Origin of the sequence: Dactylosporangium darangshiense, assembly GCF_039537565.1 — a bacterium.
Lineage (GTDB): Bacteria > Actinomycetota > Actinomycetes > Mycobacteriales > Micromonosporaceae > Dactylosporangium > Dactylosporangium darangshiense.
The window spans coordinates 1-21,878 of record NZ_BAABAT010000088.1 but is presented as its reverse complement, the minus strand read 5'-3'; the positions used below and the strand labels follow the sequence as shown (position 1 = coordinate 21,878).

The 21,878-nt window shown below is 68.8% G+C and carries 21 protein-coding genes; 15 read left to right on the top strand and 6 right to left on the bottom strand.

The features are described from left to right. Positions 1–478: 478 nt before the first annotated feature. Entirely contained in the window at positions 479–808 is a 330-nt protein-coding gene (locus tag ABD901_RS56440) for a hypothetical protein (protein ID WP_345144265.1), read from the bottom strand. Between the two features lie 406 nt (positions 809–1,214). On the opposite strand from ABD901_RS56440, the gene ABD901_RS56435 reads away from it, so the two are divergent. From ABD901_RS56435 to ABD901_RS56380, 12 genes are all read left to right on the top strand, one after another. Beyond that, positions 1,215–1,385, top strand: coding sequence for a hypothetical protein (locus ABD901_RS56435; protein WP_345144263.1), 171 nt, complete (start codon positions 1,215–1,217; stop codon positions 1,383–1,385). A 29-nt stretch (positions 1,386–1,414) separates the two neighbouring features. After that, positions 1,415–4,306, top strand: coding sequence for a helix-turn-helix transcriptional regulator (locus ABD901_RS56430; RefSeq protein ID WP_345144261.1), 2,892 nt, complete (start codon positions 1,415–1,417; stop codon positions 4,304–4,306). Between the two features lie 118 nt (positions 4,307–4,424). Beyond that, the gene (locus tag ABD901_RS56425; RefSeq protein WP_345144259.1) at positions 4,425–4,904 is read left to right on the top strand and encodes a hypothetical protein; all 480 of its coding nucleotides are present in this window, start codon (positions 4,425–4,427) and stop codon (positions 4,902–4,904) included. A gap of 501 nt (positions 4,905–5,405) precedes the next feature. After that, complete coding sequence (locus tag ABD901_RS56420) at positions 5,406–6,059, top strand: hypothetical protein (RefSeq protein WP_345144257.1); 654 nt, start codon at positions 5,406–5,408, stop codon at positions 6,057–6,059. Positions 6,060–6,609: 550 nt separating this feature from the next. Further along, positions 6,610–7,113, top strand: coding sequence for an NUDIX domain-containing protein (locus ABD901_RS56415; RefSeq protein WP_345144255.1), 504 nt, complete (start codon positions 6,610–6,612; stop codon positions 7,111–7,113). 119 nt (positions 7,114–7,232) lie between these two features. Continuing rightward, on the top strand, positions 7,233–7,418 hold the full coding sequence (locus tag ABD901_RS56410; RefSeq protein ID WP_345144253.1) for a hypothetical protein: 186 nt from the start codon (positions 7,233–7,235) through the stop codon (positions 7,416–7,418). 92 nt (positions 7,419–7,510) lie between these two features. Continuing rightward, positions 7,511–8,368: a phosphotransferase family protein gene (locus ABD901_RS56405; RefSeq protein ID WP_345144251.1), complete on the top strand. Its 858-nt coding sequence runs from the start codon at positions 7,511–7,513 to the stop codon at positions 8,366–8,368. Between the two features lie 474 nt (positions 8,369–8,842). Continuing rightward, on the top strand, positions 8,843–9,253 hold the full coding sequence (locus tag ABD901_RS56400) for a GntR family transcriptional regulator (RefSeq protein ID WP_345144249.1): 411 nt from the start codon (positions 8,843–8,845) through the stop codon (positions 9,251–9,253). Beyond that, the gene (locus ABD901_RS56395) at positions 9,250–10,155 is read left to right on the top strand and encodes an ABC transporter ATP-binding protein (RefSeq protein WP_345144247.1); all 906 of its coding nucleotides are present in this window, start codon (positions 9,250–9,252) and stop codon (positions 10,153–10,155) included. Before ABD901_RS56400 ends, ABD901_RS56395 begins: the two co-directional genes overlap by 4 nt. Then, the gene (locus ABD901_RS56390) at positions 10,152–10,772 is read left to right on the top strand and encodes an ABC-2 transporter permease (protein WP_345144245.1); all 621 of its coding nucleotides are present in this window, start codon (positions 10,152–10,154) and stop codon (positions 10,770–10,772) included. Before ABD901_RS56395 ends, ABD901_RS56390 begins: the two co-directional genes overlap by 4 nt. 1 nt (position 10,773) lies before the next feature. Beyond that, a complete protein-coding gene (locus ABD901_RS56385) occupies positions 10,774–12,327 on the top strand; it encodes a glycosyltransferase family 39 protein (RefSeq protein ID WP_345144243.1) in 1,554 nt (517 codons plus the stop codon). Between the two features lie 239 nt (positions 12,328–12,566). Beyond that, positions 12,567–12,917: a hypothetical protein gene (locus ABD901_RS56380; RefSeq protein ID WP_345144241.1), complete on the top strand. Its 351-nt coding sequence runs from the start codon at positions 12,567–12,569 to the stop codon at positions 12,915–12,917. A 25-nt stretch (positions 12,918–12,942) separates the two neighbouring features. Here the strand turns inward: ABD901_RS56380 and ABD901_RS56375 are convergent, their stop codons facing one another. The 5 genes from ABD901_RS56375 to ABD901_RS56355 all read right to left on the bottom strand — a co-directional run bounded on the left by ABD901_RS56375 (position 12,943) and on the right by ABD901_RS56355 (position 16,759). Then, positions 12,943–14,187 (bottom strand): ISL3 family transposase, encoded by a 1,245-nt coding sequence (locus ABD901_RS56375; protein ID WP_345144239.1) that lies wholly within the window; start codon positions 14,185–14,187, stop codon positions 12,943–12,945. 84 nt (positions 14,188–14,271) lie between these two features. Continuing rightward, a complete protein-coding gene (locus tag ABD901_RS56370; RefSeq protein ID WP_345144237.1) occupies positions 14,272–14,412 on the bottom strand; it encodes a hypothetical protein in 141 nt (46 codons plus the stop codon). A 5-nt stretch (positions 14,413–14,417) separates the two neighbouring features. Next, complete coding sequence (locus tag ABD901_RS56365) at positions 14,418–15,332, bottom strand: hypothetical protein (protein WP_345144235.1); 915 nt, start codon at positions 15,330–15,332, stop codon at positions 14,418–14,420. Continuing rightward, positions 15,332–15,646, bottom strand: coding sequence for a PadR family transcriptional regulator (locus ABD901_RS56360; RefSeq protein ID WP_345144233.1), 315 nt, complete (start codon positions 15,644–15,646; stop codon positions 15,332–15,334). Before ABD901_RS56360 ends, ABD901_RS56365 begins: the two co-directional genes overlap by 1 nt. A gap of 237 nt (positions 15,647–15,883) precedes the next feature. Continuing rightward, the gene (locus tag ABD901_RS56355; RefSeq protein ID WP_345144231.1) at positions 15,884–16,759 is read right to left on the bottom strand and encodes a HEAT repeat domain-containing protein; all 876 of its coding nucleotides are present in this window, start codon (positions 16,757–16,759) and stop codon (positions 15,884–15,886) included. Between the two features lie 199 nt (positions 16,760–16,958). Here ABD901_RS56355 and ABD901_RS56350 point away from each other — a divergent pair, with 199 nt between their 5' ends. The 3 genes from ABD901_RS56350 to ABD901_RS56340 all read left to right on the top strand — a co-directional run bounded on the left by ABD901_RS56350 (position 16,959) and on the right by ABD901_RS56340 (position 21,776). Further along, a complete protein-coding gene (locus tag ABD901_RS56350; RefSeq protein ID WP_345144229.1) occupies positions 16,959–17,813 on the top strand; it encodes a hypothetical protein in 855 nt (284 codons plus the stop codon). A 557-nt stretch (positions 17,814–18,370) separates the two neighbouring features. Beyond that, entirely contained in the window at positions 18,371–18,850 is a 480-nt protein-coding gene (locus tag ABD901_RS56345) for a hypothetical protein (protein WP_345144227.1), read from the top strand. Between the two features lie 76 nt (positions 18,851–18,926). Next, a complete protein-coding gene (locus ABD901_RS56340; RefSeq protein ID WP_345144225.1) occupies positions 18,927–21,776 on the top strand; it encodes a tetratricopeptide repeat protein in 2,850 nt (949 codons plus the stop codon). Positions 21,777–21,878 lie beyond the last annotated feature (102 nt).

Sequence of the window (21,878 nt, the reverse complement as noted above, 5' to 3'; positions counted from 1 at the left end):
GGGCCCTCACCAGAACCTCAGGATCCGGCACACCATCGAGCGAACTCACGAGAGATGAACTCCAGACTCGCCCTCAGAACAACATTGCAGGTTCAAAACCTGCCTCATGAGATCTTGGCACAGAGGGTGGCCTCGGCCTGTCGCGCCACAATGGCGCAGAAGATGCACCCCTGCGCCGCCGATGTCGCGTTCTGCGTCATGCGCGCAATAGTCCCAGTGCGCCCAGACAGGTGCTACTGAGTTGTTGCCGGAGCCTGACCTCTACCGACCGCTCATCGGCACGTCAGGGAGTCGGGGGCGACCCGACCCGTCGTGACGTTCCGTAGCGCGCGATCGCGGCATGTCCGTGCATCTGATCTTGTTCACCGATTCGGCGGCCGGCGCCCGGTCGTCCGCGGCCTGACCTCCGTCGAAGCCACCGACCCGGCCGCGGCGGCGCTGACCAAGGTGTTCCTGCACGGTGCCGCCGCGCGCTGAGTCAGGCGCAGACCTTGCCGAGCGCCGTCTTCACGTTGTCGGCGGCTTTGGCCACGTTGCCCGCGTTCATCCCGTTCGAGGTGGTGTACTGCCGTATCTGGTCGAGCAGCGTCACGAGCGCGTCGTGCAGGTCGGGCTGGGTCACCTTGGCCACCTGCGGCTCAACGAGCCCGGCCCACTCCCGGGCGAGTTGGTCCGCCTTCTGCATTCCCTCGACCGCGGTCTTTTGGTCGTTGCGCTTGATCGACAGGTTTACCACCGGCGCGAGTGGCCCGAGACTTCCGGCGACGCCAAGGACGACCGTGGCGACTGCGAACCACTTGCCCGCCAAAAGTCGCCGCGTGGCTCGCCAACATCCGCGCCCGGCTGACCGAATCGTCCTGAGCACGGCGACGAGTCCCCGACCGCGGACGGGCAGCAGGCCCGCGCCGACGACCGATGGTCTTCGCTGCCAAGATCGGATGCACGCTATTTCGGCAGGACGGCAGGACAGGAAGCCGTCGACCTCGACGAGCCTGTCACTCGCTGTTACCGGCAGGGTCCTGCGGCGCGCGACAACGCCCTCATGACGCGCCCACGATTGTAAGTACCTTACGGGCCGTCCGGCGGTGACGGGGCGGCCCGTAAGGTACCGCGGGCGCGGGAAGATCGGGCACTCGCCGCATGCGGCGGGCCTGCCTTCGGGCGAAGAGTCGAGGTCGGCGGATGCGCCACGACGAAGCCCCGAGGAGGCCGACATGTTCACCACCGACCCGTACATCACCCTCGACCTGTACCGCCAGCGCAGCCGGCGGCTGCGGTCCGAGGCGGCCGCGGACGCGCTCGCCGGCCGGGTAAGCCGCCACGCCGCCCGGCCACGGGAGCTCTGGCGGGCCGTGACGCGCCGCCGCGCCCCGGCCATGCCATGAACGGCGGTGGGCATGTCATGCTCGATCAGGTGACTGTGCGCCCCTCCAGCAGAACCCTCGTCGGCCGGGAGCCCGAGCTCGAGCGCCTCCGCGAGGCGCTCAAGCACGCCCGCGCCGGCGAGTCCGTCACCGTGCTGGTGGGCGGCGAGGCCGGGGTCGGCAAGACGCGGCTGGTCGGCGAGCTGCTGGGCCAGGCCCGGGCGGAGGGCGCCCACGTGCTCTCCGGCCAGTGCCTGGAGCTCGGCGAGGAGGGGCCGCCCTTCGCGCCGTTCGCGGCGGCGCTGCGCGACCTGCTGCGCGCCGCCGGCCCTGCCGCATTCGCCGGCCACGAGCAGGAGTTCGCCCGGCTCCTGCCGGAGCTGGGGCCGGTAGGGCCGGAGCCGGTGGTCGACGCCCAGCGCGGTTCGCTGTTCGAGCTGGTCGCCGGCCTGCTGGCCCGGCTGGCCGGCGAGCGGCCGCTGGTGTTCGTGGTCGAGGACCTGCACTGGGCGGACCGCTCGACGCGCGATCTGATCGCGTTCCTGGTGCGCTCGGCGCGCATCGCGCGGACGTTGCTGGTGTGCACGTACCGGTCCGACGAGCTGCACCGCGGACACCCCCTGCGCCCGTTCCTGGCCGAACTCGACCGGGTGCGGGACGTGGAGCGGCTGGAGCTGGGCCGCCTCGACCGGGACGGCACGGCGGCGATTCTGGCCCAGCTGTACGGAGCGGAGCAATCGCCGCGGGCGGTGGACAGCATCCACGACCGGGCGCAGGGTAACCCGTTCTTCACCGAGGAGCTGGCCGCTTGCGGCGATCCGCAGCAATGCGTCGACATCCCGGACACGCTGCGCGACCTGCTGCTGACGCGGGTTGACTCGCTGCCCGACACGGCGCAGCGGGTGTTGCGGATCGCCGCCGCCGGTGGCATCCGGATCGGCCACGAGCTGCTGGCGGAGGTCGCGGAGCTGCCCCACGGCGAGCTGGAGGCGGCGCTGCGCGTCGCGGTCACCGCGCAGCTGCTCGTCGCCGAGCCGAACGGCGGGTACGAGTTCCGGCACGCCCTCGTCCGCGAGGCGGTCCACGACGACCTGCTGCCCGGCGAGTATGCCCGGCTCCACGCCCGCTACGCCGCCACCATCGAGGCGCGGCCGCATCTCGTGCCGGCCGGCGACGCGCCGGCCGAGCTGGCCCACCACTGGTATGCGGCCAACGATTTGCCGCGGGCGCTGACCGCGACGCTGCGGGCCGCCGTTGCGGCCGGCGAGCGGTACGCGTACGCCGAGAAGAGCCGGCTGCTCAAGCGCGTGCTCAAGCTGTGGGAGCAGGTGCCCGACGCCGCCGAGCGGCTGGGCATGAGCCACCTGAGCGTACTGGAGGAGACGCTCACCGCGACCGTCACCGCCGGCGACTACATGCACGCGCTGACACTGGTCCGCGTGGCGCTCGACGAGGTCGACCACGACGCCGAGCCGCTGCGCGCCGCGCTCCTGCTGCACCAGCGCGCCGGGCTGCAGCGCCAGCTTGGCAAGAACGACGGCAGCGCTGACTGGCGCGAGGCGTATCTGCTGGCCAGCCGGGCGCCCGAGGAGCGGCGCCAGATCATGCTGCGGGCCGACCTCGCCTCGCAGTTCGCCTGGTTCGACCGGCCCGAGGGGGCGCGCATCGCCGCCGAGGTCGCCGCGGCGGCCGAGCGGCAGCAGGACATGAGGGTGAAGGTGGCCGCCATCCTGGCGACGGGCCGGATCTGCCGGCGCGAGGAGTCGGTCGAGGCCGGCCTCGCCCCGCTGCGCGAGGCCGCCAAGCTGGCCCGGTCGATCGGCGACGCCGCGCAGTTCGTCAAGGCGATGGTGAACCTGTCCGACTCGCTCTTCGAAATCGGCGACTACGCCGGTTCGGAGCGGGCGGCCGCCGACGGCGCGGCGGAGGCCGAGCAGTTCGGCATCAGCCGCTCCAGCGGTGCGTTTCTCTTCTCCAACCGGGCCGAGGCGCTCGTCGCGCTCGGGCGGTGGGACGAGGCGGATGCGTTGTGCGCGCAGACCGCACGCATCGATCCGCCCGGCGCCCTCGGGCTGCACTGGCTACTGATCCGCGCCCGGCTCCGGCTGGTCCGCGGCGACGCGGGCGCAGGCGATCTGGCCGCCCGGGCGCTGCGCTTCTCCACGCGGGCCTACCTGGAGCCGCAGCTGCGCCTGCCGTCGCACCACCTGGGCATCGAGGCGGCGCTCGCCGCCGGGGACCTCGCCGAGGCGGTTCGGGTCGCCCGCGCCGGGCTCGCCGAGCCCGCGCTGGCCGACCAGCCGCGCTACGCCTGGCCGCTGCTGGCCGAGGCGGCGCGGGTCGCCGTCGCCGGCGCGGGCCTGTCGCCGGACGATGTTGCCTCGGTGGCCGAAACCATCGACATCCGCTACGCCGCCGAGCGGGCGTTCGCGGCGGACATGCGGGCCACGCTGGACACCGGCTCCCGCGCCGCCGACGGCAGGCGCACGCCAGGCGAGGCCGTGCCCGCCGCGCGAGCCGCGGTCACCGCCTGGCGCGCCGACGGGCAGCCCTATCCGCTGGCCCGGGCCCTGGTCGTGCTGGCCGGCGCGGCCGCCGGGGCGGGCGATCGCGCGTTGGCCGAGGAGGCGCTCGACGAGGCCGGCGAGCTGGCCGCGCGGCTCGACGCCCGACCGCTGCTGGAGGAGATCGCCACGCTGGCGCGCCGGGCCGGCGTGCGGGCCCGGGGCGCACCCGCGCCGGCCGGCCCGCAGCTGCTCACCGAGCGGGAGCGGGAGGTGCTGCGGCTGGTCACCGAGGGGTACAGCAACGGCCGGATCGCCGAGCGGCTGTACATCTCGCCGAAGACGGCGAGCGTGCACGTGTCGCGGATCATCGCCAAGCTGGAGGTCGCCAACCGGATGGAGGCCGCCGCGACCGCCCGCCGCCTCGGCCTGCTCTAGCGGCAAGGCGCAACGGCCGGACGGTGGCCCGCGCCGCTGCGCCTGCAGACGTCGATCTTCACGACATCCGCCCATCGTGGACACCGCCTCCGCCCCATGCAGTCAGTAGCCTGGCCGCATGGTGGACTTCGCCCTGGTGGCATTGATCATCCTGATCGCCGCGTACGCCGGTGGGGTCGCGGCCATCGTCCGGCTCCGCCCCGCCGGCCCGGCCCGCGCCCTGCTCGAGGGCGTCGGCACGGCCGTCGGCGTCGCCGCGAGCTTCGCGCTCATGCTCGCGCTCGCCCGCGCCTGGCTCCCGGGCACGATCATCGTCGCTGCACTGCTGGCCGGGGCCGTCCTCTACGGCACGCTGCTGCGCGACGTCGGGCCGGCGCGGGCGGGCGCCACCGCGGCGGTCGGCGGCCTGCTGATCGGGGCGAGCTTCCTGTTCGTGTCGTACCTGGCGGTGATGGCGCTGATCGGCGCGGCCGGGGTGTACGTGATGCTACGGCTGTGGCTGCGAAGCCGCCCGGCGTTGCTGGTCATGGGCGGAGCGCTCGGCGCGCTGCTCGCCGTGTCGGCGGGCGTCTTCGCGCTCGCCCTGTCCACCATGTAGGCGGGCCCTCCCGCGCCGGCGTCGACCTGCGCCGCTGCCCCTGGCGCGCTGGTCTAGCGGATCAGCCCGCATGCCGTTTCACCGCCTAGGAACGGCTTGCCGCCGGGACCTTTGATGGTCCACGGCGCGGTGACCATGCACGTGTGGCTCTGGTACGACGACCCCGCCGGCCTGTACCGCGGCACCAACCGGGGTTTCACCACGTAGCCAACCTGCCAGGTCCGGCCGCAGACCGTCTGGACTGGCACAGGGCCTGCGCTGCCTGCAACTGTCGCCTGTTCGACTTCCTGGTCTCTTGTGACTGACTCGGCAATTATCTTAACGTCATTCTAGTCACCAGATCGACGTTCTGCTCAGGAGGCACGGACCTGCTCGGCGTGAGGCAACCGGCCGCATCCGGTCTGGTGTTGGCGTTCGCGGTCGGGCTCGCCCACTGCCGCGGGCCGAGAACCTGTGCCACCTGCAGCAGATAAGGCAGCTCGATGGACACGGAGGGGTCTGATGGATCGTCAGAGCGGTACCGGGATGCTGACACTGCGGCGGAGACTCGGGTGGCTGGGTACAGTCACCGTCGCCTTTCTCGTAGTCGCGGTCGGGGGCTGCTCCGGCAACGACAAGCCCGGACAGCCTCGTACGCCGCGCGACCCGGCCACGACGGCCGCCCAGAAAACGGCTGATGCTCTGGCCGACTGCAAGGCGTTTTCGGACGGGGTGTGGACCGGCTCCGCCAACGTCAAGGGCACGGTCTCGACGGGCACGGACACAAGCATGTCGGCCACCGGCGGCAGCATCGACTTCCAGATCACGGTATCGGGCGGCAAGGTGGTCGACGGCACGGTCACCCAGAACACCGAGGTCGCAGGCAAGGTCGCGGGCAGGCCGGCAACCGGACACATCGTCGCACACGGCATTCCGGGGGGCACCGGCGACGCTGTCACCATCACCTGGCAGGCGGGCACGATCACAGTGACCATCGATGGTCTGCCGTCTCAACAGATACCGGTGTCGACCGCGGGGACCGGATCGTTCGCCCCGACCTCGGGTGACTGCACGACGCTGACCGGCGACCTCTTTACGTACAGCCGCGGCGTCGAGAATGCCAACCCTGGCATGAAGAGCACCATCACAGGGATCTTCACAGCACGACGAAGGTGAGCCCGGCGTACACGACACGTTCCGGCTGGACGCAGCAGGTCACCTTCTTCAGATACGCCGCATCGGCCTGATCAGAGCCGGTCCGATGCGCCCAGCGACGGCGCCCGGACGCGGCGAAGGCCGACCACCGTGCGGTGGCCGGCCTGGAGCCCGCCCAGCCGGAGAGACATCGATGGCGGTAGCCATCCGGCGATGGTCACCCCGCGAATTCGAGTTCCGCTCACGACACGCGGAACCACCCTCGCATTCAACCAGAACGAGGTACCCCGACATCTGCGGCGGCGGTGGTGTAGCGGACCCGGTGGCCGTGTTCAGCTGCGGCGGTGCCCAACCCGATCAGCTGGTTTTGCCGGTGCCGGAGTCGCCGATCAGGCACAGCGGTTGCCCGGCGCTCGACCGAGAAGCACACATGAGACGCCCATCGAGCCTTGCCGGCGAAGCCGACCGACAAGAATGACGATCACCGTCAAAGGATCGGGCCTGTTGAAGCGTTACCCTGCGTCTCACGTCGATCATTGCGTTACCACGCGCACAGCATCAGGAGTCTGCCATGTCGCTGAACCTTCGAGCCTCCGTCCGCGCGGTCATCCTCGACGAGGATGACCGCGTCCTGCTGTGCCGATTCGTTCTCCCCCACCCGGCGGTCCCGGACGGAGCACGGGCCGTCTGGGCTGCTCCAGGTGGCGGCATAGAACCAGGTGAGGACGGGCTGTCCGCGCTGCGCCGTGAGCTGCGAGAGGAAACCGGCTTCGTCACCGCCATCGATCCGTCGCACGTCTGGCATCAAGTAGTCGTTGCCGCAGATCATGCGCCCGGCTTCGACGGCATCGTCAACGACTACTTCCTCATCCGCGCCACCCACTTCGAGCCCCAAGGCGAGTTCACCGACGACCAACTCGCCGCCGAGCACATCGCCGCCTTTCGATGGTGGCAGCTCTCTGAGATCACCAATTACACCGGACCTGACTTGTTTTCGCCCCGTGACCTTGCCACACCGCTGACCGACTTGCTTACGTCCGGGATACCCTCCGACCCGGTCACACTCGGCTTATGAAGATCAGTGGTTCTGGACCCTGGCTCAGTTGCCGGGGCGGCGAGAACTCAAGCCCCGGATTGGCGCAATACCTTGGATTAGCTCAGCAAGTTGGTCGGCGTGATCACTGGGCGGGGGACGTGCAGCAGACCGAGCTGGACCAGCAGCAGGAATACGGCGCCGACACCCCGACGGGCGAGGTGATGCCGGAGATGATCAGCCCCGCGAGGAAAGCCGGTAAGCCCGGTCTGCCAACTGGCCATGACGGACAAGGCTGGCCCCTCACGGACGGGCCGGTTATAGCTGGCCCCACCATGATCGAGTAGGTCGCCCGCCCCGCCTACTGTGTGTAGTCAGCACAGTGGTGCAAGCGGTGCGCACTCATGCCGATGAGCGAGCAGGTGCGAGGATTCACATTGTGAAGGCGGAGTTCGTTTCGCGTGCGATGCTCGCAGCGACGGCATTGGCCGCACAGCTGCATCTGCAGGTCGACGACGCAGTCGTGATTCAGAATTCGAACAAGCTCGCTCTACATCTGTTGCCGTGTGACGTCTTCGCTCGAGTAGCACTGATAGGGCAAGAGGTAGCCGCGCTTGAGGTTGAGCTCGCTCTGCGACTCGCAGGAACCGCGAGCCCCGTCGCAGCGCTGGCGCCTCACGTCGAGCCGCGGGTCTACGAACGCGACGGCTTCGCCGTGACCTTGTGGACTTACTACGAGGTCGTGGCTCCCGACCTGGACTGGCCAGGCGCATACGCAGACGTGCTCCAACGCCTGCACACCCGCATGCGAGGCGTCGAGATCACATCCCCGCACTTCCTGGACCGAGTCGTCGAGGCTGAACGGCTGGTCACGCAACGAGACGAAACCCCCGCGCTCGCTGAGGCCGACCGGCATCTTCTCCTCAGCACGCTGCAGAACGCCCGTGAACGGACCCACAGCCGCGGCGCCGCCGAGCAACTGCTGCACGGAGAGCCGCATCCCGGCAACCTCCTCAACACCCGCGACGGCCTGCTGTTCATCAACTTCGAGACCTGCTGCCGTGGACCCATCGAGTTTGATGTTGCCCACGTGCCAGAGGAGGTCAGCGCGCGCTATCCGGACCTCGATCAAGTTCTGCTCGCGGAATGTCGACGGCTCGTGCTTGCGATGGTCGCGGCCTGGCGCTGGGACATCCTCGATGAGTTCCCGGATGGGCACCAACACGGCCGAAACATCCTTACCTTGCTCCGCCAAGGTCCGCCGTGGCCCACACTCGGTGCTCTCGCCGCCGAGTAGCGGAACGCACTCTGCTCGAGCGGCAGCGCACATGCCGAGAGTCGTGCGTCTGTCCTGACCCAGCGCAGTGCGGCGGACGCGGTCGTCGTAGGCATCTGCGCCAACCAGTCAACCGGCGCCGTCCACCATGCCCTCGATAACAACACCTGAGCCCGAGCCCCAACCCGAGCCCGAGTCGGAATCGGAAAGACCCGCGGCCGTCGCGGCCGGCGCCAGCCCGGTCGGCCCTCGGGTCGTCATCCCCACGGAGCGGTGCGGGACCGCCCCGAGCACCGATGTTGTCCCGTACGGCCAGCTTCGGTAGCCACTTCGTCCTGACCCTTGGCAGCCAGGGCTTGGTGAGGCGCTGTCGCAGGGATGACTGTGTCATGACCTTCCGGCGCGCCGTCACTGGGCCCGACAGCCCGCTTGTGTAACTACCGTTCCGACTGTATATAGTGTACATGTACAGGCGAAGAGGAACGGAGGGCTCTCGTGCGGGTGGTGCTGTCCAATAGCGCTGGCGTGCCGCTCTATCAGCAGATCAAGGAACAGGTCGGTACGGCCATCCTGTCAGGGGAACTCGCTGAGGGCAGCGCTCTGCCCTCCGTGCGGGCACTTGCTCGTGATCTGCGGATCAGCATCATCACCACCACCCGCGCCTACGCGGAGCTGGCCGCCGAGGGGTTCATCGCAACGGTCCCCGGCAAGGGCGCCTACGTCCTGCCGCTGGACTCGGCGCTCGTACGTGAGCAGCTGCTGCGCCGGGTGGAGGACGGCCTGCAGACCGCCCTGGACGCCGCCCTCCGGGCCGGCCTCGACCGTGAAGATCTCATCCAGATCCTGGACGGATTAATACAGGCCGAGCACGAGTACGCCTCAGCTCAGGAGGGGATGCGACGGTGACCAGCGATCTCGCGTTCGCCCTACGTGGCGTGGGCTGCGCGGTGGGCAACGGCTTCGCGTTGCGTGATGTGAGCTTCGAGCTGCCGACCGGCTATGTCATGGGTCTGATCGGTGCGAATGGGGCCGGCAAGACGACGACGATCCGTTGCCTGCTGGGCATGCGCGGGATCGAGACCGGCGATATCGAGCTGCTGGGCCACCGGGTGCCCGGGCCGGTCGCGCTCCGCCAGGACGTCGGGGTGGTGCTCGACCACACCTATCTCGTGGGCGACTGGCGGCTTTCCGAGGTCGAACGGACGCTGCGGCCCTTCTACGACCGGTGGGACGCCGTCCGCTATCGACAGTTGCTCGAGGAGTTCGGCCTGGATCTGCGGGCGAAGGTCAAGGACCTGTCGCGCGGTATGGCGATGAAGTTGATGATCGCCGTGGCGCTGTCGCATCGGGCGCGGCTGCTCGTCTTCGATGAGCCGACCAGTGGCCTTGACCCCGTGGCCCGCGATGAGCTCGTCGGTATCATCGGGGACTTCCTGCTCGACGAGGGGCACAGCGTCCTGTTCTCGACGCACATCACCGCCGACCTGGATCGCATCGGCGATTACGTGACGCTCATTCATGGCGGTCGCATCGTCCGAACCGGCAGTAAGGACGAGATCCTGGATGCTTACCGGGTTGTGCGGGGCGGGCCCCACGATCTGAGGGACCTTGTCGGCGTCGAGCTGATCGGCGTCAAGGAGTCATCGAGCGGGGCGCAGGCTCTGGTCCGCACCGAAGAGGCCGACTTTCTCGGCGGGGGCGTCCTCGTTGAGGTCCCCACACTGGAGGAGATCGCCGTCCACATCGGATTGTCGTCAAGGAAACCAGCGGCAGGAGTGCCCAACGGCCGGCACGAGGAGTTCGCATGACCGCCGTCGCCCGCATGACCGTGCTCCACCTGCGCACCGTTGCGCCGTACCGGACGCAGGGCCTACTGGTGTTCGGCGTGATCGTCCTGATTGATTCCCGCAGCCTGGTAGGTCTCCTACCAGCGCTCGCGCTGCTGCTCGCCCCGTTGGTCGCCGCACAGCCGTTCCTGGTCGCCGACAAGGCGGACCTGCAGACGCTGTACGCCGTCCTGCCCCTGTCTCGCCGCGCGGTGCTGCTCGGGCATTACGCCTGGGCCCTGATGAGCTTTTTCGCCATCGTCATCACGGGTACAGCCCTGGCCGCTCTCCTCGCGCAGGCCCAGCACATGGCGTTCGGCGGTCGTAGCCTGGCAACGCTGCTGACGCTGTCCTGGGCGCTGTTCGCCGTCAACATCTCGATCCAGCTCCCATTGCTGATCCGATTCGGATACACCCGCATCAGCGTCCTGGCCACCACCGTGCCGCTGGCGCTGGTCATGCTGGCCGTCATTCGGGTCCACCTGGACCTCGAGTCGATCCAGGACTGGCTGCCACTCTTCTGGGCGGCAGGCGCGGCCGCGATAGCGACGTCCGCTGCCCTGGCGTCGTGTGCTTCGAGCCAACGGCAGCGGTCCTGACATGGCACTGCCGCCGGACGCGCACATGTCCTCGTTTCAGCATCCACACATCGGCATGAGCGTGGTGACGAGCACGCCGGGGGGTTCCCGATGGTGGGCGGTGCCACGGCCGGTGTGGCTGGTGGCCGGGCTGATGGTCGCCGGGTTGCTCAGCCTGTCGCCGGCGTACGGCTTCCATGGCGACGAGATGTACTTCGTGGTGGCCGGGCAGCATCCCGCGTTCGGGTATGTGGATCAGCCGCCGCTGACGCCGTTGCTGTCGGCGGCGTCGGTCGCGGTCTTGGGGGTCTCACCCACGGCGGTGCGGACCCTGCCGGCACTGGAGATGGCCCTGGTCGTGATCATCGTGGGGTTCATCGCCCGTGATCTGGGTGGCTCGCGCCGGGCGCAGGTGCTGGCCGCGGTGACGGCCGGCGTCTCGGGGTATCTCGCCGCCGGGCATCTCCACACCACCACCGAGCCGGACCTGCTGATCTGGGCGGTGGTGATTTGGTTGCTGGTGCGGCTGCTCGCCGGTGGGGACCGGCGGCTGTGGGTGGCGGTGGGGGTGAGCGCGGGCATCGGGCTGGAGAACAAGGACACACTGCTGTTCCTCGCCGCGGGGCTCGCCGTCGGGGTACTGCTGTGCCGGCGCTGGGAAGTCGTCCGCTCGTCGTGGGTGTGGACCGCGGTCGTGATCGCAGCCGTGATGTGGGCGCCGAACCTGGCGTGGCAGGCTATGAACGGCTGGCCGCAGCTGACGATGGCCTCGCGGATCGCCGGGTACGCGGCGACGAACCGGGCCCAGGTCCTACCGTTCCTGTGGCTGTTCTGCGGTCCCTTGCTGTTCCCGGTCTGCATCGCGGGCCTGGTCTGGGTGCTGGGGTCGAGGGCGGCCGCGCCGTGGCGACCGCTCGGACTCGCCGCCCTCGTGGCCATGGCCCTGGACCTCGTCAGTGGCGGCAAGGCGTACTACGTGATCGGCAGCGTCTCGCTGTTCATAGCGGCAGGCGGGATCGTCCTGGACGGGTGGATTGCCCGGGGCCATCGACGGCTCAAGACCGGGGGGTTCGCCGCGGCGGCCGTCGCCTCCGGCGGGCTGATCGCGATCCTGACCCTGCCGGTCCTGCCGGTCGCCGATTACGCCAAGACCACCCTGCCGGCCACGGTGCCCGACGTGGCCAACCAGATCGGCTGGCCGCAGTTCGTCGCGACCGTGGAACAGATCGTGGCCGGACTACCCCCGGCGCAGCGCGACCATGCGGTGATCCTGAGCAATGACTACAGCGAGGCCAGCCCGCTCATCCTCCTCGGCAAGGGACTGCCGCCGGTCTACTCCGGTCACAATTCCTACTGGACCTGGGGACCCCCACCCGCCGAGCGCACTGTCGTGGTCCACGTCGGGGATTGGCGACCGACCAACTGGGCCCGGTACTTCACCGGCTGCCGGGATGTCGCCCATATCGACAACCGGCTCGGAATCGACAACAGCGAACAGGGCGTCCCGGTCACGGTGTGCACCGGCATCAGCGCCCCATGGACGACGATCTGGCCTGCCCTCCGCACCGTCAGCTGACCCAGCAAGCCCGCAAGGTCGACGGCTTCCGGTCCTGGCCGATGAGCGGCTGGGGGCCGACAAACGTGCGTCAGGTCGTACGCATGTGCTACTCCGCGGCTTTTCGTGGGTGACTCGGAGTCGGTCGTGGGCGAAACCTCCTGTACGGCCTGGGTTCGGGTCGCTTATCGTCGGCCCGTTGACTTGGCCGGGTGAGGGGGTGAGGGATGGCTCGTAGGAGTCCGCAGGAGCAGAAGGCGTTGAGCTACGCGAAGGACCGCCGTAACGCCTACGGCGAGAACGACAAGAGTTCGCGTAAGAACATTCGGCGTAACAGGCGCACCCCGAACCGGGCCGACCGGCACCGCGAGCACCAGGTCCTCGCGAGCGCGACGGGTATCAGGATCGATGAGGCGGCCGAGCAGGCTGAAGCGAAGCTGTTGGCCAAGAAGTCGATGTGGATGACCAAGCGGTGGCGCAAGTTCCGCGACGCGCCGTTGGCCGAGGTCGTTGAGTATCGGCTACGGCGCAGAGTCCGGCTGGGAATCGACGAGCCCGCCGCGGCCCAGGCGCGCATCCAGCGGATCCGTCAGCGGCGCATCGGCAAGTGACATTCGCAGTGGCCCCTGCGCGCAGTCATGCGCCTGGACGCGGGTCGGTGGGCAGGGTGATGGTGATTCCGCCGAGGCAGAGGTAGATCATCGCGGTGAGGGCGTCGAGGTCGCGGAAGCCGTAGCCGCGGCGTTGGATGAGTCGGATCTTGGCGTTGATGCCTTCCAGGCGGGAGTTGGACAGGCCGAGTTCGACCGCGGAGGCGATCGCGTCGAAGTGCTTGCGGATGCGGCCGACGAGGGTGTGGTAGGCGGGGATGCGGCTGCGTAGCGCGGCGGTGCACCACTGGTTGAGGTAGGCGCGGGCATCGGCTGGGTCGATGATGCGGTAGAAGTCGCGTAGTTGTTCTTTGAGTTCCCAGGCGCGCCAGAGCCGGTAGCTGTGCCGGCGCAGGCCGTTGAGGATGGTCTGGTGGCGTTCGTCGAGGCGTTCGGCCCCGGCTCGCACCGCGTAGCGGGCGCGGCGCCATTCGCGGCGGCTGGGCCGGCCCTGCCGATCGCCAATCGGGAAGTGGGGTGCTTCGGCTCGGTAGGTGGACTCGACGACCTCGTTGGCCCAACCGATCACGTGGAACGGGTCCAGGCAGATCCGGGCGCGTGGGATGCGCTGTTCGGCGACGGATTTGAAGATGCTGCTGCCATCCAACGTGATCGCCTCGACCGCGGCGGTCCGCTCGCCGAGGGCGTCGAAGAACTCCTCGAACGCTTTCTGGCTACGGTCTTTACCGACCCAGACAACCCGGCCGGTGTCGTGGTCGGCGACGATGGTCAGGAACCGCCGGCCACGCCGGTAGGAGATCTCATCGACACCGATACGGAACAGGTCGTTCAGGCGGTTGTCGTCGATGTGCTCGGCCACGACCCGGGTCACGATGTGGTCGACGGCCTCCCAGGAACAGCGCAGCAGCCTCGATACGGCGGTCTTGTCCATCCGCTGCGCCAGCCACGCCACCAAGTCCTCAAAGTCGCTGGTGTGCCTGGCATTGGGTCGCGCCCACGGTACCTGCTCGGTACGCACCCGAAGACAAGCCCCGCAGTCGATGCGGTACACGTCGGCTTCCAGGAACACCTTGCACGCGCCGAAGTCCAGATGCCGCCACCGCCGTCGCGAGCTGTCATACCGGGACCGGGTACGCCACCCGCACGGGCAAGTCAACAGCCGAGTACGGCGGCGTAGCCCGATCACGATCCCGACATCAGTGAACGACACCTGATCCACCCAGGCACCAGGCAGCTTAAGGACACGGTTGAACGCGGTGGTGACGCGCACGTGCGTCCTCTCCACGGAACGGGCTGGTCCAGCAATGCGAACCTAGGGATCAACCACGTGGTTGTCGGTGCCGGTGATTGCGGCCTAGCGGCCGCGTAGTTGGAGGCTGGCGGCCAGCGCTGTGAGGACTGCGATGGCGAGGATCAGCAGGGTCAGGCGGATCGCTCGGCGGCGTCGCGTGACCGGCGTGTGTTGGTTGGTCGACTCTGGCTGCGGTGTGGTCATGGTGTTCAGGCCCCTTGGATCGGGTCGGCGGCCAGCGGCGCGGCCGGGGCGGGCGGGCGGCGTACCGGGTAGCCGGCGAGGGCGGCGGCGGCCCAGCCGACCAGCGCGATGATCAGCGTGCCGACGACGAGGTGGACGACGTTGTTGCCGAGGCGGTCGCTGACGGTACCGGTGACGGTGTAGCCGCCGTCGGCGTCTGGTGGGCCGCCGGCGCCGAGGATGGCGACCGCGATGGTGGCGTAGAGCAGTTGCAGCAGTCCGCCGCTGAGGGCGGCCAGGCGGGCGACGCGGCGGCCCGCGACTGGGTCACGGCGCCACAGGGTACCGGCAGCGCCGATGACGGCGGGTATGACGAAGACGGTGACTCCGCGGTGCCAGCCGATCTCGATGTAGGTGTCCAGGTCGGTCGGGGTGAACCCGGACTGCGCGAGTCCCGCCAGGGTCGCGAACAGGCCGCCGAGCAGGCCGGGCAGCGCGATACCCGGTCGGCGCAGCAGGGCGCTGGCACCGAGTAGGTACCCGGCGCAGATGAACCCGACGACCGCGAGCGTGATCCAGCCACCGACACCGAGCCCGTACTGGACGGTCATGCTGGTGTAGATGATCAGGCTGGCTGTAGTGGCCACGATCGTCGCCCACAGGCCGACGGCGGCCCGGCCCCAGGGCGGCAACACCAGGGCGGCGCCGGTACAGCCGAGCGCGAAGCGCATCCGCCGCCACCACCCGTCGAGGTGGGCGAGTTCGCCGAGCATGGCCTGGCCCCACTCGGCCCGCTGGGGGGACAGGAGGCTGACCGCCCAGCGCAGCAACCGCAGCGGTGCGTCCTCGCTCGGGCCATCGAGGAACCGGCGCGGGTTGCGGCGGTACAACGCGATCGCCACCGCGATCGGCGCCACCAGAAACACGATGAAGTACGGCATCACGCCTCACTCAGACGGCGGTGGGGACGGGCGGGTTTACAGTCGCGGCGCGTGGCGGTCAGGGCGGCCACGAAGTCCCGCCCGGCGCCGGTCAGCCGGTACAGGTGGCGGGGTGGGCGGCTGCCGACGCCCGGCTGCCAGGACGTTTCCAGCAGGCCACGGTCGGCCAGCCGGACCAGGATCGGGTACAGCGAACCCGACTTGAGGCCCACCTCGGTACCCAGGTCATAGCCGTAACGCCACCGGGCCGGGTCAGCGGCCAACGCCAGCAGGACGTTGACCGTCTGCGGGGATGGGGGCCGGTTCCGCTGCACAGCCGTTAACTCTACTCATGTAGCTGTAGGCGTCAAGACACCCGCATCGCGTCAACCCACCCACAGAAACCCGAGGAGTAGCACGCATGTACGCACGTGATCTTGGCGCGGTTCCAGCGAAGTTCATCGGTTCCTAACGCTCCAAACGGCAACCTCGCGATCGAAGCGGTTGGAAGGGTGAGCTGTTGTACGTCGTCGGCTTGGCGACGCGGACGACCGCTGCTGGCTGCCAGGGCTTCAGGTTGACCGTGAGACGTCGGCGACCGCGGAACGGACCTGCCAGTCAGGATCGTCCACCATAGATTCGAGGGCGTCGAGCGGCTCGCCCAGCAGACCGATGCCGCGGACGGCACCGGTACGCACCGACGGCTCGGGGTCGGCGAGCAGTTGGCGCAGGGCGGCGGCCGCGGCGGGGATACGATCGGAGTTCGCTGCCCTGCGGCCGATCGCCTCGCCCAGCGCCGATCGGGCATAGAAGGCCGGTTCGGAGATCAGCGGGATCAAGTGATCAACGATCTTCGACGGAGCGGACCAGGCCAGAAGGAGCACGGCCTCGCGCTGAACCCATTGGTCCGGATCGCGGAGTGTCGCGACAAGAACGTCGTAGATCTCAGGGTTGTCCTTCACGCTCGGTAGTGAGCCGAGGGCGGTGAACCGGATCCACGGCTCGGGACCAGCAAGCGCTTCACGCAACATGGCCATGTCGGATGGCTCGAAGACGTAGCCGATTACCCAGAGCGCAGCTCTACGGACGTGCTGATCGTGGTCGGTCACCAGGGGCAGGATGATGGCCCGGCAGGCGGCGGGATCAGCGCGCATGACGGTGCACAGGGCTTGGCCAAAAGAGTCCCAGTCATCACCGTCGTCGCGGCGCATCGCATCGGCGTAGAGGTCCAGGAGCAGCGGGAACGCCTCGGTTCCGGCCAGTCCGGCCAGGAGATGTGCCATCAGGTCGCGGCCGTACCAGTTTCGATCGGCGCTGTAGCGCTCCAACGCGGCCCGCACAGGCGCGATCATCGAACGTTCGCCGGTCGCGACCAGCTCCCGGATCAGCATGTACGCGTCCCCGTCCAGCGTGCCGTCCGCGTGCTGGAAAACTTCCGCGAGTGTCACCCGGACTCCATCCAGCGCCCCATAGCGCAGACCAGCGTAACGGTGCATCGACACCCTGCCCGCTGGATACAGTAAATCGCGCATCAGCAAGCTCTCGGGCAGACCTGGGCGATGCTGCACGCGTTGCCCGCCGGATCCTGATGACTACCCGGACCCACCTCCACGCCGCGTCGCGTCGATGATCGGAGACACTGTCACCGTGCGAAACGACCTCGACCAGATCGAAGCGGCGTTCGTCGGCACACCACTGGCCGGCCTGCCGATCGGGTACGGCCCGTCGGGCACCGTCCTCGTCGCCGACATCGACCCCAATCGCCTGCACGAGGCCTGGCAGGCTGCCGACGCACTGGTGCCGGTCATCGGACGCCGGCCAGTCATGGTCACCGACGACTTCGGCGACGAGCTGAGGATCCGGCCCGAGCCCGAGCCAGGTCCGTCGGAACCGGAGCTGCGCGCGTTCGCCGAGGCGGCCGAGTCTTCCGAACCTTGGCTGGCCTACCGCCACCACAGCGAGGACGACGAGGTCGGCGAGGGCGAGGTCGAATACTACGCGCGTGGCTTGGCCAGCGGCGACCTGACGGCCCTGGTGTCGGATGTGGCGCTGCCGACTCCGCGCCAGGCGCTGGAGCGGGCGCTGTACGATCGGTTGCTCGCCGACGCCGACTTGCACGCCCGGGTGCTTGGCCGCGTGCGGTTCGTGACGCAGACCGACTACTGGTACACGCCCGACAGCGTTCTGCTCATGTTGTTGCCCACCAGCGACGTCCGCAGCTCGGGGTACTGGGTGGATTTCTACGGTGCGCTCACCCGGGAGTACCAGCGGATGCTCGCCGAGGTGCTGGCACAGTGGCGTCACCGGTGGCACGCCCGCCTGGTCGCGTCGTGGGGCACGATGCTGCACTTCCAGGTGGGTCGTCGCCCGGCACCGGGTGACGAGGCGTGGACCGCGGCCGGCCAGCTCAAGGCGCTCGCCCCGAACCTCGACCTGAGTCGATGGGAGGTCGCCGTTGCCTTGCCCGCCGGTGACGCGTGGTTCGTGCACAACCGGCCCTGACAAACACGGCCGGACCGCGACCCACCGAGCTCGGCCGTCGCCTGCGGACTGAGCCGCTGCTTGAGGTCGTGGCCGTAGCTCGGCCGAGCCGCCCCCTCGACGGCAGATCCGCGTACCTTCCCGGCCACCACTGGCCGTGCGCTGCCAACCCGGGTGCGGCGCGGCGGGCTGCGTCGGCGCCGAGCGCGGGGACGGTCAACCCGATCACCCGGAAGCAGTGCCCGGGCGATCAATACCAGCAGGTGAAGTGCGACTACCTGGCAGTCACGAGCCTGGATTGGACGGGGCAGGGTCGCCGGCGGCGGGAGCCCGCCCTCAACGCCTTCGAGATGCCTTCGAAGGAGGCTTTCCGCAGGCCGCAGGTAGTTCCCAACAGAACGAGCTACACCGTTGTTGACACACCCCGCTACGTGGTCATCAGCGCATGGATGGGCCGACGAGCGCGCTGCTGTCATGATATGACCCAACTGGTTCAGGAGTCCGCCGTCGCCGTTTGCGTAGTTGGATTTGGCTTCGTGTGCTGATCGGGGATGGCTCCGACGCATGAGGAGGGCTACATGGTGCCCGAGACATTGGCGGCATTGGCGACCGCTGGTGCAACAACTGTAGTAGGCGCGATGGCCACGGATGCGTGGAACGCGGCCAAGAACGGCATTGTCGGGCTTTTCGGCCGTGCCGGGCTGCGGGAGCAACAGGTGGTCGAGACTCAGCTTGAGCGGCACGCACGGCAGGTTGCCTCGGCCGTGGACATGGACGCAACGAGGCGGCGGTTGGCCGCCGCATGGGAAGTCGAACTGGAGTCGCTACTTGCCAGCGACCCCGACATCGTCGAGGAGCTGCGTACCCTCATAACCTCGATCCAAGATCAGCTGCCGCAGGGTCAGCGTACGTGGGTGCAAACCAACATTGCCCGGGATCACGGCCACGTGTTCGCTGTCCAGGGCGGGAACCTGGTGGTACATCAGCAGTCGTCAGGCACGTCCGCTCGCGGGACTGGGCTTGAGCCGGCGGCGGGTGAACAGGTTGAGCCAAGCTAACGCCCACTCGTGGGCGTTGGGGACACCCACCTCCGTCACGCAGGTTGTCCGGGTCGAAACCGGCTACGGCTACGGAGTGATCAACGCCGATCTGCACGTGTTTCAGGATCGCGGTCCCGTTTACCTGTTGACGGAATATCGTCCGACGCCTGTGCCTCTGCCCGCCGGCCTTCCCGCGCAGCCCAGCCGGCTGCTCAACGCCCGTTTCAGAGTCGTTGCCTTCACCGGCCGCGAGCAGGAATTGGCCGAGTTGTCACGCTGGCGGGACGTTCAGGGACTCCGACTCTCAGTCAGGTGGCTGCACGGGCCTGGCGGCGCAGGCAAGACCCGGTTAGCTGCCGAGCTCGCGGATGCCAGCGTCGTCAAGGGCTGGAAAGTGGTCACCGCGGTTCACGGTCCCGGCTCGATCCAGTTACCGCCCGGCAGCCAGGACATGCGCACCGACAACGCCGCAGGACTGCTGCTGGTGGTCGACTACGCCGATCGCTGGCCGCTGTCGCATCTGACCTGGCTGATGAGCAACGCCATGCTTCACCGCGACGTCCCAACCCGGGTGCTTCTGCTGGCGCGTTCGGCGTATCCGTGGCCTGCGGTTCGGGCCGCATTCAGCGAGCTGGCGGCTGACTGCAGCGACCAGTTGCACGGGCCGCTACCTGGGCACGCTGCGCCAGCCGTCCGCCACCACATGTTTGCCGCCGCTCGCGACGCCTTCGCCGCCCGATACGGGTTGGCCGACCCCTCCAGGATCGCGCCCCCGCCCGAGCTGGGCCACCCCGATTTCGGCTTGACGTTGAACGTGCACATGGCCGCTCTGGTTGCCGTCGACGCCCGCGCACGAGGAGACACCGTGGCGGCTGATCCGGTGGCGTTGACGGTATACCTGCTGGATCGCGAGCACCGGCACTGGACGCAGCTGTATCAGAACCGGGTCGAAGGCACCGAGCACGACACTCCGCCGTCCGTCATGGCCCGCCTGGTGTTCACCGCCGCATTGACCGGGCCCATGGGCCACGGCGGCGGCGCTCAGCTTCTGCGCGCCCTTGATCTACCCGGTCATCCTGACCGGCTACTCACAGACCATCGCGCCTGCTACCCGCCGGAAGAGCCCGGCGCCGTCCTGGAGCCCCTGTACCCGGACCGACTCGCCGAGGACTTCCTGGCGCTGGCGCTGCCGGGTCACTCGGTCACTGGATACACATCCGCTCCTTGGGCCGCCGCGGACGCCGTGACGGTGATCTCTTTCGGCGAAGGTGACGATGCCGACCAACCGGCGCCCCATGTCAGGCGAGCCATGACATTCCTGGCTGCCGCCGCGGCACCGGGCCGCTGGCCACACGTAGCCCGCCACGTCGCCGACGTGCTGCGCGCCAACCCTGCGCTGGCCGCGGCCGCCGGCGGCGGCGCGCTGGCGGCGCTGGCCGAACTCGACGACCTCGACGCGGACGTGCTGGCAGCCGTGGCCGCCCACCTGCCCGAGTACCAGCAGGCCGACTTGGACCTTGGCGTCGCCGCCATCGCCGAACGACTGACCGCACACCAGCTGGCCAGCACCACCGACCCCGTCACCCGCGCGCAGCTGCACACCACACTCGCCCGACGCTTGGCGAATGCAGGATTGCACCAGCGTGCCGGCGTCGCGGCCGGTCAGGCGGTCGCGACCCTGCGCGCACTGGCCGAAACCGACCCCGGAGCGGCCGACCCGGACCTGGCCGCCGCGCTCTATCAGCACTGTCGCGCGCTGGTCGGGCTGGGCCAGCGCACCGAGCCTCTCGCCGCGATCGAGCAGGCCGCTGCGATCTATCGACGGCTGGCCGACGTCGATGGCGCCTACCTGCCACAGTTGGCCTCCACGCTCTACATGCTCGGGCGGGCACTGTCCGACCCGGGACAGATGCAGCAAGCCATCGCGGTTGCCGAGGAGTCTGTGGCCGTCTACCGCGCCCTTGTCAACACCGATCCCCAGGCGCCCCTGGCAGACCTTGCCACCGCGCTCAACAGCCTTGGCCTGCGGCTAGACATGGCGGGACGTCCCCTTGAGGGGCTCGGCCCGTTGCGCGATTCCTTAGCGATCCGCCGCACCCTGGCCGAAGCCGATCCGGCCCGCTTCCTATCCGATCTTGCGACCTCGCTGAACAACATCGGTGGCGTGCTGCCACACCTGGACCGGCGCGAGGAGGCGTTGGCCGCCACCGAGGAGGCGCTGGCGATCCGCAGGCGTCTGGCCCAGATCAACCCGCACGCCTACCAGGTCCCCCTAGCGATCTCGCTCAGCAACCTGGGTATGCGGCTGTCGGAACTGGGGCAAGATGATCAGGCTGTGGCCGCGCTCCGGGAGGCCGTGGCAACCAATCGAGCTCTGGTCGAAATCAACCCGGGCGCGAACCGGCAATTCCTGGTCCAGTCGCTGTACAACCTCGCTGGCCAGCTGTTCGGTTTCGCTGGTCGGCCGTCGGACGCGCACCGTAGGGAGGCAGCCGTCCTGGGCGAGGAAGCCGTCGCCGTGGCCCGCCTTCTAGCCGCTGACCGGCCTGCCTCCTACCTGCCGCTGCTGGCCAAGTGCCTGAACAACCTGAGCAGCACGCTGTCGTCGTTGCGGCGCGACAAGCAGGCGCTGAGATGCATCGAGGAAGCGGTCGCCATTCGCGAGAAGCTGGCCGACGGGAACGAGGACAACCAGCTGGCCGACTTAGCCAACTCGTTGGAGAACCTCGCGACCACCCTGGCAAACCTGCGGCGGCACAAACAATCCCGGATACCGCAGGAGCGGGCGGCCGCTATCCGGCACCAGCTGGCGACGAGGAGGCCCGATGCCATCGCCGCCGCTCGATCGCTGGCCGACACGTCACGCAGCCTGGCTGAAGTAGATCCTGATGAATATCTACCCGATCTCGCGGCTGCCTTAGCCCTGATCCACCGATGGGATTGATGTGAGCACGAGGGCCCGGATGCGATGATGCCCCCGCGAGCTGGAAAGATAGAGGTTCTTCAGGCTTCTATCGTCCAGTTCGAGAGGGCACCGTCAGGGTGA

Bases quoted from the DNA above. Each gene is read 5' to 3' on its own strand.
- ABD901_RS56435 (WP_345144263.1), top strand. From the start codon at position 1,215: ATGTTCACCACCGACCCGTACATCACCCTCGACCTGTACCGCCAGCGC.
- ABD901_RS56425 (WP_345144259.1), top strand. From the start codon at position 4,425: ATGGTGGACTTCGCCCTGGTGGCATTGATCATCCTGATCGCCGCGTAC.
- ABD901_RS56420 (WP_345144257.1), top strand. From the start codon at position 5,406: ATGGATCGTCAGAGCGGTACCGGGATGCTGACACTGCGGCGGAGACTC.
- ABD901_RS56415 (WP_345144255.1), top strand. From the start codon at position 6,610: ATGTCGCTGAACCTTCGAGCCTCCGTCCGCGCGGTCATCCTCGACGAG.
- ABD901_RS56390 (WP_345144245.1), top strand. From the start codon at position 10,152: ATGACCGCCGTCGCCCGCATGACCGTGCTCCACCTGCGCACCGTTGCG.
- ABD901_RS56385 (WP_345144243.1), top strand. From the start codon at position 10,774: ATGGCACTGCCGCCGGACGCGCACATGTCCTCGTTTCAGCATCCACAC.
- ABD901_RS56370 (WP_345144237.1), bottom strand. From the start codon at position 14,412: ATGACCACACCGCAGCCAGAGTCGACCAACCAACACACGCCGGTCACG.
- ABD901_RS56365 (WP_345144235.1), bottom strand. From the start codon at position 15,332: ATGCCGTACTTCATCGTGTTTCTGGTGGCGCCGATCGCGGTGGCGATC.
- ABD901_RS56345 (WP_345144227.1), top strand. From the start codon at position 18,371: ATGGTGCCCGAGACATTGGCGGCATTGGCGACCGCTGGTGCAACAACT.